Source organism: Brevundimonas sp. FV2ps16 (genome assembly GCF_058681075.1).
The window spans coordinates 3,106,440-3,119,496 of sequence record NZ_CM178728.1 but is presented as its reverse complement, the minus strand read 5'-3'; the positions used below and the strand labels follow the sequence as shown (position 1 = coordinate 3,119,496).

The following is a 13,057-nucleotide window of genomic DNA, read 5'->3' as shown; positions in this document are numbered from 1 at the left end:
CCATGAGCCTGGGGGCCGTGGGGGCGGCGTTGCTGATGCTGGGGATGCAGAGCGGGACCGAGGTCCCGTATGCCCCCTTGCCCGCGCCGGCGCCGGGGGCGTCGGTCTGTCCCGAGGGCGTCTGCGGCGTCGAGGCGCTGGAGAGCGTGTTCGAGGCCTTAGCGGCGACCGAAGCGGGAGAGGGCGAACGGCCGGTTCATATCGTCCAGATCGGCGACAGTCATACGGCGGGGGACCGGATCACGGGCGCTCTGCGGGCGCGGTTGCAGGCGCGGTTCGGAGCCGCCGGGCGCGGGGTGCTGCCGCCAGGCGTGCCCTATGCCGGTTATGGGCCGATGCAGGTCGAGGTGACGGCGAGCGACTGGCCGATCTCTGTCGCGCCCCTGACCGGGCCGGACGGTGCGCCGACCCTGCGCGCCGGATTGACCGGAGCCCGGTCCGAGGCGGGAGAAGGGTCGGCCCTGACCCTGACCGCCGAGCCGGGCGCGGCGTTCGACCAGGTCGGCCTGTGTGGGGACGGCGGACCCGAGGCGGGCCGGCTGATGCTGACGACGCCGAAAGAGACGCTGGAGGCGGATTTCCGGACGCCCGAGGGTGGACCGCTGTGCGGCACCTGGCGGTTGGCGGCGCCGACGCAGACGGTGACGCTGCGTCCGCAGGGGGGTGTGCCCCTGCACGATGTGCGGATCGATCGGCGGGGGCCGGGCGTGGTGGTGTCCAACCTGGGGGTGATCGGCGCGACGTTGCGGGATCTAGCGGGGCTGGATCAGGCGGTCGTAGCGGTGGAGTTGGCGGCGTGGCGGCCGTCGCTGATCGTTCTGGCCTATGGCGTCAATGATGGATTTGAGGGCGGGGTGGACGCCGGCGCCTACGCCGCCCTGTTGCGGGGGCAGATCGACCGGCTGCGCGGTCTGGCGCCGGGCGCGTCGCTGCTGGTTCTGGGCGCGCCGGATGGATTGAAGTCGGGGCAGGCGGGCGGATGCGGGGCGGACGGATCACGCGCGGCCCCGGCGTCGCTGGCGGTGGTGCGGGATGTGCAGCGCCGGGTCGCGGGCGAGGCGGGCGTCGCCTTCTGGGATTGGCAGGGACGGATGGGGGGCGACTGTTCGGCGGAGCGGCTGGCGACTAGCCCTGACCCCTATATGCGGCCCGACCGGGTGCATTTCACCTCCCAAGGGGCGGAGTGGATCGGCGGGGTGCTGAGCGACGATCTGATGGGGGCCTATGACCGTTGGGCGGCGGCGAAGGGGGAGGCGGACTGATGCTGTTTCCGACCCTGGCCTTCGCGGTCTTCTTCCTGTTCGTCTATCTGGTCAGCTGGAGCCTGGATCGCGAGAACGGGCGGCGCAAACTGTTCCTGCTGCTGGCCAGCTGGTTCTTCTACGCCCAGTGGGACTGGCGGTTTGTGGGCCTGCTGATCGCCTCGGCCGTGCTGAACTGGGGCGTGGCGGCCTTGATCGTGCGCAGCGACCGGGAGAAGCGGCGCAAACTGTGGGTCGGCCTGGGCGTGGCGGCCAATCTGATCATCCTGGGCTTCTTCAAGTATTACGGCTTCTTCGTCGAGCAGGCTGTTGATCTGCTTGCCCAATTCGGTTGGGAGCGGGACCTGCCCCTGTTGCAGGTGGTGCTGCCGGTGGGGATCAGCTTCTTCACCTTCCAGGGCATCAGCTATGTGGTCGACGTCTATCGCGGCAAGACCGCGCCGGCCGAGAGCCTGCTGGACGTCATGCTGCTGATGAGCTTCTTCCCGCACCTGGTGGCGGGGCCCATCGTGAGGGCGTCGGACCTGTTGCCGCAGTTCGCGCGGGTGCCCAGGCTGACGCGCGAGATGGCGACCCATGGGCTGCTGCTGATCGTCTGGGGCCTGTTCAAGAAGACGGTGATCGCGTCCGAGCTGGCGACGCGGCTGGTGGATCCGGTCTTCTTCGATCCCTCGGCCTATGGGGCGATCGACATAGCGGCGGCGGTCTATGCCTATGCGGTTCAGATCTATTGCGACTTCTCGGCCTATTCCGACATGGCCATCGGGATTGCGGCCCTGCTGGGCTATTCCTTCCCGCGCAACTTCGACCAGCCGTATCGGGCGGCCTCGATGCAGGCCTTCTGGCGGCGGTGGCATATCAGCCTGTCCAGCTGGCTGCGCGACTATCTGTATGTGCCGTTGGGCGGGGGACGGAAGGGGCTGTGGTCGTCGTGCCTCAATGTGATGATCACCATGCTGCTGGGCGGGCTGTGGCACGGGGCGGCCTGGACCTTCGTGGCCTGGGGCGCGCTGCACGGCGGGGCGCAGGTGGTGGAACGGCTGGGCCGGGCGGTGGTGAAGGACCGCAAGGTCATCCCGACCTGGCTGGGGATTCTGATCACCTTCCATGTCGTCTGCCTGGGATGGGTCCTGTTCCGGGCCGAGACCTTTGACCTGGCGATGCAGATGCTGGTCGGGCTGGGGCGGTTCGAGACGTTCAGCCTGGTGACGCCCTTCGTGCTGGCGCTGATCGTCGGCGGGCTGGCCATGCATGGGCTGCCGCCGCGCGCGGTCGAGGGGCTGGCGGAGCGGCTGAAAACGGCGCCGTCGCCGACCCTGGGGGTGCTGATCGGGGCGGCGATATTGCTGATCGAGGCGATGCGGCCCGAGGGCGTGGCGCCCTTCATTTATTTCCAGTTCTGAGGCGTTGATCCGACGATGAGCGATCCCAAGGACCCGGTCGATCCCTTCCCGACACAGGCGCAGCCGCCAGTGTCGCCGTTCCCGCCGCTGGACCCGCCCAGCGACTGGATCGATACGGCGAACGCCCACGATCTGCCGACGGGGGAGAACGCACTGGTGGCGCTCGGCCGGTTCGCCTTTCCGCCTGCGCCGGCTCTGGATGAGGAGGGCGAGGCGTCGCGGGCGCGGCGGTGGACCAGCCAGACCCTGTTCGTCGTCTGCGCCTTCCTGATGATCTTCAACGCAGGGTCGGTGCAGAACTGGGCGCGCCAGCAGCCGCCGGGTTGGGGTCAGTCAACGGTTGATCGACTGGCCACGGTCTGGGTGGAGCAGTTGAACCTGCTGGGAGCGAACCTGCCGGTGGAAGGGATGCGCCAAGCGTGGCGCGAGCTTCAGGCGGTGCGGTTCGACGGGCGCGAGGAAGAGCCGGCCTGAGCCCCTACGGCTTGTGGTTCTGACTTCAAAGTGTATTAGCTGCTCGCACAGGTTGCTGTCGCGGGGGCGATATTGGACGGGGGCGGGCGGTCATTGTTGTCGGCCAGGGGCGTGATCGACGCCGGGCTGGTCTATGGAGCACACGGCCTGCGGTTCCTGGCGCCCCTGCTGCTCTATCCGGTGCTGACACGCCGGTTCGGGGTCGAGGGGTTCGGCCTGTATGTGGCGGCGGTCTCGCTGGCAGCCATGACGGCGGTGGTCGTTGATTACGGTGCGTCGCTATCGGGGCCGCGCGATATCGCGGCGGCGAGACAGGCGGCGGGGGCGATCATCGGACGGGCGCTCGCGCTGCGGGCGGTGCTGGTTCTGCCGGCCGTGGTCCTGGGGCTTTGGCTGGGGTGGATCAATCCGGTGCTGGACGACGCCTGGGCGGTCGTCGGCGCAGGGATCGCTCTGGGCGTCGGGCAGGGGGCGAGCCTTGTCTGGGTGTTTCAGGGGCTGCGCGACCCGGCGCCGGCGGCCTTGGCCGAGGTCGGGGGGACGCTGGCGGCGGCGGTCGTAGTGGTGCTTTCGCCGGGGCTGGGCGTGGCCGGGGCCCTCGCCGTGCAGGCGGCGGGTCTTTGGCTGGGCGTCGGCGTCGGGGCGGGGCTGATGCTGCGCCGGTTGCGGCTGGAACGACCGGGGCGGGGGTTTGTCCGACGCGGACTGGTCGAGGGCGGCGCCCTGTTCGCCAGTCGGGCGGGGGTGGTCGCCTATACCGGCGCGGTGGGATTTGTCGTGGCGGCCCTGGCGGGACCGGGGCAGGCGGCTATCTACGCCGTGGCGGACAAGGTCGCGGTGGCGGCCAGTTCGCTGATGCGGCCCTTGGCGGGACTGGTGGGGCCCCGGATCGCCGGCCTGTTGGCCGAGGATGCGCCGGCCGCCTTTCGCACCGCGCGGTGGAGCCTGATCGTCACGCCGGGGCTGTTTCTGGGCGTGGCGGCGGGGCTGTGGCTGGCGGCGCCGGTGGTGGTGGGGCTGTTGGTCGGGGAAGGGTTCGAGGACGCGGTCGGGGTGTTGAGGACCTTGGCCTTCGTCCTGCCGCTGGTGGCGGCCAGCCAGGTGTTGGGGCTGCAACTGATGACGGCGCTGCGGATGGATGGGCGGTTCGCGCTGATGGTGGGGGTGGGCTGCGTCGCCACCCTGGGACCGGCGGCCGCGCTGGCGCCGGCAGGGGGCGCGGAGGGCATGGCTTGGGCGCGGCTGATCGGGGAGGCGGTGGTGGTGCTGACCTGCCTGGCCTGTCTGCGGCCCCACTGGCGGGCGCTGTTCACGACGGTGCGGGGGCGTCATGTCCCGGCGGTATGACTGGCTGATCGTCGGGGCGGGCTTCACCGGGGCGACGGTGGCCGAGCGGCTCGCGCGCGGGCTGGATCAGACGGTGCTGGTCATCGACCGGCGCGACCATGTCGGCGGCAACGCCCATGACCGGCGCGACGAGGGCGGGCGGACGGTCCATCCCTATGGGCCGCACATCTTTCACACCAACAGCCGGCGCATCTTCGATCATCTGGGCCAGTTCACCGAATGGCGGCCCTATTTCCATCGGGTGCGGGGGCATGTGGACGGACAACTGGTCCCGATCCCGTTCAACCTGGATTCGATGCGGATGCTGTTTCCGGCGGGGATGGCGGAACGGCTGTCGGAACGGCTGATCGGCGCCTTCGGCTTCGGGGCGCGGCCGACTATCGCGGATCTGCGGCAGGCGGGGGAGGATGCGGATCTGCGGTTCCTGGGCGACTATGTCTTCGACAAGGTCTTCGCCCAATACAGTCGCAAACAGTGGGGCATGGAGCCCGAGGCGCTGGACCCGTCCGTCACGGCCCGGGTGCCGGTGGCGGTCAGCCGCGACGACCGGTATTTCACCGACCGCTATCAGGCCATGCCGCGCGACGGCTACGCGGCCCTGTTCCAGCGGATGCTGGATCACCCGAACATCCATGTCTCCCTGAACACCGATCTGGCGCAGGTCGCGCCGGGGCGGTTCGACCGGATGGTCTATTGCGGGGCGCTGGACGACTATTTCGGCCGGGTGGCCGGGGCGCTGCCGTATCGGAGCCTGAGGTTCGAACACCAGGTCGTGGGGGCGGAGGACGGGCTGCCGGTCGGGACGGTCAACTATCCCAACGAGTTCGACTTCACCCGCGTCACCGATTTTCGCCACCTGACCGGCGAGCGGGGCGAGACCACCTGTCTGCTGACCGAATATCCGATCCCGCATGAGCCGGGGCTGACCGAGCCCTTCTATCCGATCCCGACCGAGGCCTCGCAGGCGCTGGCGGATCTGTACCGGGCCATGGCGCGGGCGCTGGAGGGACGGGTCTGGTTCGCCGGGCGACTGGCCGACTACCGCTACTACAATATGGATCAGGCGGCGGGACGGGGGCTGAGCCTGGTCGAGAAGGCCCTGGCGCCGGCGATCCTGAAGGCGGCGGCGTGAGCGCGGCCTCGAGGGTCTGGGCCGTGGTGGTGACCTGGAACCGGCGGGATCTGCTGGAGCGGTGCCTGGACCATTTGGCCGCCCAGACGCGGCCCTGCGACCGGATTCTGGTGGTGGACAACGCCAGCGACGACGGCACGGCGGAATGGCTGGATCAGGTCTGGGCGGGTCGGATCGACCGGCTGAGGCTGTCGGTCAATACGGGTGGGGCGGGCGGCTTCAACGCCGGAATACGAGCGGCGATGGAGGTCGGGGCGACGCGGCTATGGCTGATGGACGACGACGTCCTGCCGGCGCCCGACGCCTTGGAGCTGCTTTTGCAGGCCGAGGCCGAACTGGCGGGGGAGGGGGTGGAGCCGGCCTTCCTGTGTTCGACCGTGCGGACGCCTGAGGGGCTGCTGACCAATACAGCCGAGATCGATCTGCGGACCAACGCCCTGGGCTATGCGGCCTGGGGCGAGCGGCTCGAGCGTGGGCTGGCGCCGGTGCGGCAGGCGACCTTCGTGTCCCTGCTGGTCGCACGGTCGACGGTGCAGAGATGCGGGCTGCCGCTGGCGCCCATGTTCATCTGGGGCGACGACACCGAATATACGCTGCGGCTGTCGGCGGAGCGGCCGGGATTTCTGGTCGGCACCAGTCGGGTCGAACATGTCCGGGCCGCGCCGGGCGGGCTGAGCCTGGAGACCGAGACCGACCCGCGCCGCGAGCGGCTGCACCGGCTGCTGACGCGCAACGTCCTCCTGGCCAAGCGCCGCCATGAGGGGATGGGGTCGGCCCTGCGCTATGCGGCGTCACGGGGGCGGATCGCGCTGAGGCTGGCGGCGAAGGGGCAGTGGCGCAAGGCGGGGGTTCTTGTCGCGGGAGTTCTGGATGGCGCGCGGTTCGATCCGGAGGTCGAATATTGCGCGTCATGATCCCGCGCACGACGCCGTGGCGAGGTGTTCGCCTGTCGGATGTCCGGGCGGCCTATGAGGCGTGGGTGCTGGTGCTGCTCGGCGTGGGGGTGACCCTGCCGGTGTTTCTCGTGCCGGGATGGGTCAGCGCGCCGCGTCTGGGTGATCTGGCCCTGGCGGCGGCGCTGCCGCTGACGGTCCTTCAATGGCGGTGGATGGGGCCGGTGGCGCGGGCGGCGGGACCGGCGGCGGGCTTTGTGCTGCTGGCGACGATGCTGATCCAGGTGTCCAGTATCGGGCAGACGTTGAACGTCTCGGACGTCGCCTTCTGGTTCCGCTGGTTGGCGGCGGCGATGATCGCACCGGCGGTCGTCGTCCTGATCGTCGAGGATGCGGCGCGGCGTCGGCTGTTCTTCGCCGCCGTTCTGGGCGGCGCAGTCTGTCATCTGGCGACCTATGGGCTGTTGTCGCTGTTCGGGCGGGACGGGCTTCAGGCCGTGGGGCTGGCGTCGCCGCGCGCGGCCTATACCTCGGTCGTGGCCCAGGTGCGGATCACGACCGTGGCCGAACATCCGAACGCCGCCATGGGGATGATCGGCCTTGCCGTGCCCGCGGCCTTTGATGTGCTGAGCCGGCGGTGGTCGCGCCGGACGGTGGCGCTGTCGGCTGCGGGCGCGGCGGCGCTCGGTTTCCTGTGCACTTTGTCGAGAGGCGGACTCATCGCGGCGGCGGCGGCCTGGCTGGCGCGGGCCGTCGTGGGGCGGCGGTGGCGAGAGACGGGCAATCCGCTGGGGCTGTTGCTGGCCGTCTGCCTGTTGGCCGGTGGTCTGGTTGCTATCCAGGTGACGCGGGTCGAGGTGGATGTCAGCCGGTTGGCCGCGCGTCTGGATCGGGAGCAGATCGACGAGAACCTGCGCGGGCGGATCGCGACCTGGACCCGCACCCTGGATTTCGTGGCGGATAGGCCTCTGGGCGTCGGCTGGTCGACGGCGGATGAACTGGGGACGTTTCGGGCGCTGACCGTCAGCCACAACGGCTATCTGTTCATGGCGCGTACGGTGGGGGTTCTGGCGGCGGTCGTGGCACTTGCCTTGCACCTGTGGTCGGCGGCCCGGCTGGACGCGTATACGCCCCTGTCGGTCTATCTGCTGACGATGATGTTCAGCGAGGATCTGGCTCAGGGGGCGGGGTTCGTCTTCCTGATCTGCCTGGTCGCAGCCCTGGCCTGGCGCCGGCCGGTCGCGCCATGAGAGTGTTGCTGGTCAACAGCCTGTACCCGCCGCAGGATGTGGGCGGGGCGGAACGCAGCGTCGAACAGCTGGCGCGGGGACTGGTCGCGGCCGGCGTGACGGTGTCGGTGGCGACGCTGGTGGAGACCGGTGGGGACGTCGAAACGCGCGACGGGGCGCGGGTCCATCGGCTGCCGTTGCGACATGTCTATTGGCCCTATGGCGGGCGGCGACGGGCGGGCGTCCTACGCGCCCTGTGGCATGGGCTGGAGGCGGTCAGTCCGCTGATGGACCGGGCGGTGGCGCGGGTGGCGCAGATCGAGCGGCCGGACCTGATCCATGCCCATGTGACGACCGGGTTCGCGGGGGCGGTGCATCGCGCGGCGCGGCGGGCGGGACTGCCGCTGGTGCAGAGCCTGAGGGACTATTCGACCCTGTGCAGTCGGGCCGCCCTGTTTCGGCGGGGAAGGCTTTGCGAACGGCGATGCGGGGACTGCGTGCTGCTGGGCGAGCCGCGGCGGCGGGCGACGGCGGGCGTGGATCATGTGGTGGGAGTCAGTCGGGCGGTGCTGGAGCGGCATCGGGCGGCGGGCTGTTTTCGCGACACGCCTGCGACGGTCATCGGCAATGCCGCCGGATCGGTCAGGCGGGGCCTCGAGGCGGTTCGCGACGGCGGCGCCTGCTTCGGCTTCATCGGGCGGATCGAGCCGGAAAAGGGGATCGAGGTCCTGCTGAAGGCGACGACGAACTTGGACGGCGACTGGCGGTTGAGGATCGCGGGGCGGGGGGAGGCGGCCTATGTCACCCGGCTGCGTCGGGCTTTTCGCGACCCCCGGATCGACTGGCTGGGGCAGGTGGAGGCCGGGGTCCTTTATCGGAGCATAGACGTGGTCGTGGCGCCGGCCATCTGGGCCGAGCCTTTCGGGCGGACGGTGGTCGAGGCCCTGACGCGGGGGCGGGGCGTGATCGCCTCACGCATCGGCGGCCTGCCGGAAGCGGCGGCGGGCGGGGAACGGGTGACGCTGCTCGAGGCCGGCGACGCAGGGGCCTTGGCGGCGGCGATGCGGGCGGTGATTCGAGATCCCTCCTTCTGGCGAAATCCTGGACCCCTGTTCAAGCCGGTATGGACCGAGGCTTCGGTCGCTCAGGCCCATCTCGCCGTCTATCTGGAGGTGTTGGCCGGGCGGTCCTCGGCCAGCAGGGTTTCGAGTCGCCGCGCCGATCCGTCCCAGGTGTAGCGGGCCAGACGGGCGCGGCCCTGTGCGAGACGCTGCGGAGTAGGGCCTGCGCGCAGCAGGGCGGCCATGCGGTCGGCCAGGGCCGCATCGTCGTGCGGATCGAAATAGTCGGGGGCGTCGCCGCAGACCTCGCGCACTGCCGGAATGTCGGAGGCGATGACGGGGCAGTCCTGGGCGAAGGCCTCCAGCGGGGGGATGCCGAAACCTTCATAGAGGCTTGCGAAGATCAGGGCGCGGGCGCCGCGCAGCAGAACTGCGACTTCGGCGTCGGTGCGGCGGCCGGCGAAGAGGATGCGGGGATCGGAGGCGGGAGCGGACCGGTCAAAGACGGCGGGAGCGTCGGCGCCGATCAGGATCAGCCGCAGGGCTGGATCGGGCAGGCGGCGCAGGGCGCGGATCATGGCGGCGATATTCTTGTTCGGGGCCAGATTGCCCAGGGCGACGAAATAGGGGCGGCCGGACAGGCCGAGCGTTGAGCGGACGCGGTCGTCGGGCGCGGAGCGCGCCAGATGGTCCGCGCCGTTCGGGACGACCGTGATCGCGGATGCGGGCCTGTTCAGCACCGACGCCAGTTCGTCGCGGGAAAACTGCGAGACGGTCGTCAGCCGGGCGCGGAGGGCGAGGAGGCGCCCCATCCCCCGATGAAAAGCGGCGTAGCCCCGGCGGAAATGGCCCGGGTGGCGGAAGACGGCGGCGTCGTGGATGACGACCTGCTGGCGCGGATGAAGGATCGGGCCCGCGCCGCCTAGAGACAGCAACTGTCCATGGCGCGCCGCCCAGGCCAGGGCGGTCTGCTCCCACAGGTGACCGCGCCCGCCCCTGACGGGACGAACGGGGATGGATTGCAGGTCCAGGTCCGATGCGTCGGCGCCTTGGGGCGTCAGCAGCACATAGCGGGCGCCTGCGCCGGGCCTTCGATCCAGGGCGCGGACCATCTCGCGCGCATAGCGCTGGACGCCGCTGAGCGACTGGGTCAGGAACCGGCCGTTGATGAAGACGGTCGGCTCAGCCACGGGCGGCCCAGCGGCGCGCATGGGCCATCCGGTAGACGGCGATTGTGTCGGCGGTCATGCGCGCGGCCGAGAAGCGTTCGAGCAGGGCGGGTTTGACCGAGAGCGGGGTCGGGTGCTGGAACGCCGCGACAATGGCGTCGGCCCATTGCCCGGCCGTGGCGGACAGGGGCAGGGACGAGATGCGCGCGCCCGCCTGCGCCACGGTCGAGACCCCGCCTACGGCCGTGGTTAGAACTGGCAGGCCGGCCGCCGCCGCCTCGACCATGGCGTAGGAGAAGCCTTCGTAGCGGCTGGTCATGGCGAACAGATCGAACCCGGCCATCAAGCGGCGGGCGTCGAGGGCGCCCAACAGCCGGACCGCGTCGCCTCCGGCGGCGCGAGCATCATTGGACAGCGGGCCTTCGCCGATCATGGCGCCGATGATGCGGGGATCGCGCGCCTGGGCCAGGCAGAGCGCTTGGGCGAAACGGACCGGGTCCTTCTGGGGACAGAGCCGGCCGACGAAACCCACGACCCAGGCGTCTTCGGCTAGGCCCATGATCCGGCGGGCGGCGAGACGGTCTGCGGTTTGGCAAGCCGCCACACCGTTGGGAATCGTGTGCAGACGTTCGATCGGGAAACCCCGGCGGGCGGCGTGAAGCGCCTCCTCGTCCGACACGGCGATGACAGCCTCGCTGGCCAGCCGCGCCAGCAGGGTCTCGATCAGGCCGTAGGGCGTCGCGCCGACCTTGAGCGGGCTCTGCGTGGCCAGGGCGTGGGGGGTGTAGATCCGGGCGGCGGACAGGGGCGCCGCAAGTCGAACCAGGGCCCCGGCCTTGGCGCTGTGGCCGTGGATGATCTCGAATGGGCCCAGGCGCGCGATCAAACGGCGCAGGCCGATCAGGGCGCCGATGTCCCAAGGGCCGACGGCGCGGCGCAGGGGCAGGCGTTCGAGGTGTCGGAGGGGAAGGGCGGCCGCTTCGGCTTCGAAACGCGGCTCAGCCCGGGTGGGCGAATAGATCAGGGAGACGGTGTGGCCATCGTCGATCAGGCCCTGGGCGAGATCGACGACATGACGCCCGGAGCCGCCGCCTGACGGCTCGATCACCAGCAGTATGCGCACCCCACGTCCCCCGCGGATCGTATCGGTATGCAACCGACACGATCTACGAGAAACGTCAAGGTTGTTTGGTTAGTTGACGGTCGCCTTGACGATCTTGCCCGGCGCGCGCGGCGGCTCGCCCTTGGGCAGGGCGTCGACGTGTTCCATGCCGGATTCGACTTCGCCCCAGACCGTGTACTGGCGGTCCAGGAAGGTGGCGTCGTCCAGGCAGATGAAAAACTGCGAGTTGGCGCTGTTGGGATCCGAGGTGCGTGCCATGGAGCAGACGCCGCGCTTGTGCGGCTCGGCCGAGAACTCGGCCTTCAGGTTCGGCTTCTTGGAGCCCGAGGTGCCGGTGCCGGTCGGGTCGCCGCCCTGGGCCATGAAGCCGGCGATCACGCGGTGGAAGACGACGCCGTCGTAGAAGCCTTCCGAGGCCAGTTCGGTGATGCGTTCGACGTGGCCGGGAGCCAGGTCGGAGCGCAGCTTGATGACCACGTCGCGGGCTTCGCCGTCGCCGGTGTCCAGGGTGAAGGTCAGGGTTTCGGCCATTTCGGTCGTCCTCTTGGGGGTTGATTTGAGGCGGGACATAGCCCGCAACGCCGGTCGGGGCTATGTGGGAACGATGAGTGAAGATGAAAAGCCGCAGGAACGTCGCCGAATGGTGAGGCCGCCCACGGGCGGAACCGCCGCCGGGCGCGGCATGGGCACCAAAATGAAGACGGCCGACACCAAGTCAATGTCGAGCCAGCAGTGGATCAAGCGTCAGCTGTCCGACAAATGGTCCGAGAAGGCGCGGGCCGAGGGCTGGCGTTCGCGCGCGGCCTTCAAGCTGATCGAGATCGACGACCGGTTCCACCTGATCAAGCGCGGCAGCAAGGTCATCGACCTGGGCGCGGCGCCGGGCGGCTGGATTCAGGTGGCGGTCAATCGCGGGGCCGGGGCGGTGGCGGGCGTGGACCTGCTGATGATCGAGCCGATCCCCGGTTCGACCCTGTTGCAGGCCGACTTCACCCATCCCGGCGTGGACAAGCAACTGATCGACGCCATCGGCGGGGCGCCCGATCTGGTGCTGTCGGACATGGCGCACAATACGGTCGGCCACCGCCAGACCGACCACCTGAAGATCATCGCCCTGATCGAGATCGCCGCCGACTTCGCCATCCGCACCCTGCGGCCGGGCGGAAATTTCGTGTCCAAGAACTTCCAGGGCGGCGACGCGGGCGGGGTTCTGGCGCGGCTGCGCGAAGAGTTCGAGACGGTCAAATACGTCAAGCCGGAATCGAGCCGGAAGGACAGCGCCGAGGTGTTTCTGGTGGCGCTGAACAAGCGATAGGCGGCGCCAGATGCGCCGCCGAGGCTTAAGCCGTCGCCGGCTGCCGGCTGGCGCGGCGCTGTTCTATCCGCGTCCAGATGCGGTCGTGGACGGTGAAAAAGACCGTCTGGACCAGGGGTTCGATCATGCCAATGGCCAGGGCTGTGCGGATGTCCTGGGTCAGGGCGAAGGCGACGGCCACCGCGACGGTGAAGTGCATGACGCCGTAGGTGACGGTCTTGACCGCCACCTGTTTGAACGAGCGGGGCAGGGCGTGGCTATGGCCGTGCCCATGGTGATCGTGGACGCGGGTCTGCTCGTCCGGCGACATGATGTCGAGCCGCGCGGTGAAGGCCTCGGCCGCCTCTTCGATGTTCGACGCCATGCGGCGGCGTTCGATCCGGTGCCAGACGCGGTCGTGGATCGAATAGGCGATGGTCTGGAAGAAGGGCTCGACCATGCCGACCGCGAGGGCGATACGCCAGTCGCGGGTGATGGCGAAGGCCACCAGGACGGCCACGACAAGGTGCATGACGCCATAGCTGGCGATCTTCAGAGCCAGTTTGCGCGCGGTGCTGAGGATGACGCCGACCATGTTGCAAGAATGGTCATTGGCCGCCTCGGTTGCAAACCAATAAAATCTATCGGGGCCATAAGCCGCAAGACCCTT

The 13,057-nt window shown here is 69.6% G+C and carries 13 protein-coding genes; 9 read left to right on the top strand and 4 right to left on the bottom strand.

Annotated elements, in window-relative coordinates; all coding sequences use genetic code 11:
* The first annotated feature begins 2 nt into the window (after positions 1 to 2).
* The 8 genes from ACW170_RS15125 to ACW170_RS15090 all read left to right on the top strand — a co-directional run bounded on the left by ACW170_RS15125 (position 3) and on the right by ACW170_RS15090 (position 8,978).
* Complete coding sequence (locus ACW170_RS15125; protein ID WP_492087450.1) at positions 3 to 1,262, top strand: GDSL-type esterase/lipase family protein; 1,260 nt, start codon at positions 3 to 5, stop codon at positions 1,260 to 1,262.
* The gene (locus tag ACW170_RS15120) at positions 1,262 to 2,665 is read left to right on the top strand and encodes an MBOAT family O-acyltransferase (protein ID WP_492087449.1); all 1,404 of its coding nucleotides are present in this window, start codon (positions 1,262 to 1,264) and stop codon (positions 2,663 to 2,665) included. Before ACW170_RS15125 ends, ACW170_RS15120 begins: the two co-directional genes overlap by 1 nt.
* 15 nt (positions 2,666 to 2,680) lie before the next feature.
* Positions 2,681 to 3,139: a hypothetical protein gene (locus ACW170_RS15115; RefSeq protein ID WP_492087448.1), complete on the top strand. Its 459-nt coding sequence runs from the start codon at positions 2,681 to 2,683 to the stop codon at positions 3,137 to 3,139.
* A gap of 111 nt (positions 3,140 to 3,250) precedes the next feature.
* Positions 3,251 to 4,486 (top strand): lipopolysaccharide biosynthesis protein, encoded by a 1,236-nt coding sequence (locus ACW170_RS15110; protein ID WP_492087447.1) that lies wholly within the window; start codon positions 3,251 to 3,253, stop codon positions 4,484 to 4,486.
* The gene (glf, locus tag ACW170_RS15105; RefSeq protein WP_492087446.1) at positions 4,470 to 5,618 is read left to right on the top strand and encodes a UDP-galactopyranose mutase; all 1,149 of its coding nucleotides are present in this window, start codon (positions 4,470 to 4,472) and stop codon (positions 5,616 to 5,618) included. The genes ACW170_RS15110 and glf overlap by 17 nt, the downstream gene beginning before the upstream one ends.
* A complete protein-coding gene (locus ACW170_RS15100) occupies positions 5,615 to 6,532 on the top strand; it encodes a glycosyltransferase family 2 protein (protein WP_492087445.1) in 918 nt (305 codons plus the stop codon). The genes glf and ACW170_RS15100 overlap by 4 nt, the downstream gene beginning before the upstream one ends.
* The gene (locus ACW170_RS15095; protein WP_492089195.1) at positions 6,529 to 7,761 is read left to right on the top strand and encodes an O-antigen ligase family protein; all 1,233 of its coding nucleotides are present in this window, start codon (positions 6,529 to 6,531) and stop codon (positions 7,759 to 7,761) included. Before ACW170_RS15100 ends, ACW170_RS15095 begins: the two co-directional genes overlap by 4 nt.
* Entirely contained in the window at positions 7,758 to 8,978 is a 1,221-nt protein-coding gene (locus ACW170_RS15090) for a glycosyltransferase (RefSeq protein WP_492087444.1), read from the top strand. The genes ACW170_RS15095 and ACW170_RS15090 overlap by 4 nt, the downstream gene beginning before the upstream one ends.
* Here ACW170_RS15090 and ACW170_RS15085 read toward each other — a convergent pair.
* From ACW170_RS15085 to ACW170_RS15075, 3 genes are all read right to left on the bottom strand, one after another.
* Complete coding sequence (locus tag ACW170_RS15085; RefSeq protein WP_492087443.1) at positions 8,903 to 10,012, bottom strand: glycosyltransferase family 4 protein; 1,110 nt, start codon at positions 10,010 to 10,012, stop codon at positions 8,903 to 8,905. The two genes, ACW170_RS15090 and ACW170_RS15085, sit on opposite strands and share 76 nt — an antisense overlap.
* Complete coding sequence (locus ACW170_RS15080) at positions 9,984 to 11,093, bottom strand: glycosyltransferase family 4 protein (RefSeq protein ID WP_492087442.1); 1,110 nt, start codon at positions 11,091 to 11,093, stop codon at positions 9,984 to 9,986. Before ACW170_RS15080 ends, ACW170_RS15085 begins: the two co-directional genes overlap by 29 nt.
* Before the next feature lie 69 nt (positions 11,094 to 11,162).
* Positions 11,163 to 11,624, bottom strand: coding sequence for a peptidylprolyl isomerase (locus ACW170_RS15075; protein WP_135193159.1), 462 nt, complete (start codon positions 11,622 to 11,624; stop codon positions 11,163 to 11,165).
* Positions 11,625 to 11,697: 73 nt separating this feature from the next.
* Between ACW170_RS15075 and ACW170_RS15070 the strand changes: the two genes are divergently transcribed.
* A complete protein-coding gene (locus tag ACW170_RS15070; protein ID WP_492087441.1) occupies positions 11,698 to 12,408 on the top strand; it encodes an RlmE family RNA methyltransferase in 711 nt (236 codons plus the stop codon).
* Positions 12,409 to 12,433: 25 nt separating this feature from the next.
* Here the strand turns inward: ACW170_RS15070 and ACW170_RS15065 are convergent, their stop codons facing one another.
* Positions 12,434 to 12,982, bottom strand: a complete 549-nt coding sequence (locus tag ACW170_RS15065) for a DUF2061 domain-containing protein (RefSeq protein ID WP_492087440.1) — start codon at positions 12,980 to 12,982, stop codon at positions 12,434 to 12,436.
* Positions 12,983 to 13,057 lie beyond the last annotated feature (75 nt).

Bases quoted from the DNA above. Each gene is read 5' to 3' on its own strand.
- ACW170_RS15070 (WP_492087441.1), top strand. From the start codon at position 11,698: ATGAGTGAAGATGAAAAGCCGCAGGAACGTCGCCGAATGGTGAGGCCG.
- ACW170_RS15115 (WP_492087448.1), top strand. From the start codon at position 2,681: ATGAGCGATCCCAAGGACCCGGTCGATCCCTTCCCGACACAGGCGCAG.
- glf (WP_492087446.1), top strand. From the start codon at position 4,470: ATGTCCCGGCGGTATGACTGGCTGATCGTCGGGGCGGGCTTCACCGGG.
- ACW170_RS15095 (WP_492089195.1), top strand. From the start codon at position 6,529: ATGATCCCGCGCACGACGCCGTGGCGAGGTGTTCGCCTGTCGGATGTC.
- ACW170_RS15085 (WP_492087443.1), bottom strand. From the start codon at position 10,012: ATGCGCGCCGCTGGGCCGCCCGTGGCTGAGCCGACCGTCTTCATCAAC.
- ACW170_RS15125 (WP_492087450.1), top strand. From the start codon at position 3: ATGAGCCTGGGGGCCGTGGGGGCGGCGTTGCTGATGCTGGGGATGCAG.
- ACW170_RS15075 (WP_135193159.1), bottom strand. From the start codon at position 11,624: ATGGCCGAAACCCTGACCTTCACCCTGGACACCGGCGACGGCGAAGCC.
- ACW170_RS15065 (WP_492087440.1), bottom strand. From the start codon at position 12,982: ATGGTCGGCGTCATCCTCAGCACCGCGCGCAAACTGGCTCTGAAGATC.
- ACW170_RS15120 (WP_492087449.1), top strand. From the start codon at position 1,262: ATGCTGTTTCCGACCCTGGCCTTCGCGGTCTTCTTCCTGTTCGTCTAT.
- ACW170_RS15090 (WP_492087444.1), top strand. From the start codon at position 7,758: ATGAGAGTGTTGCTGGTCAACAGCCTGTACCCGCCGCAGGATGTGGGC.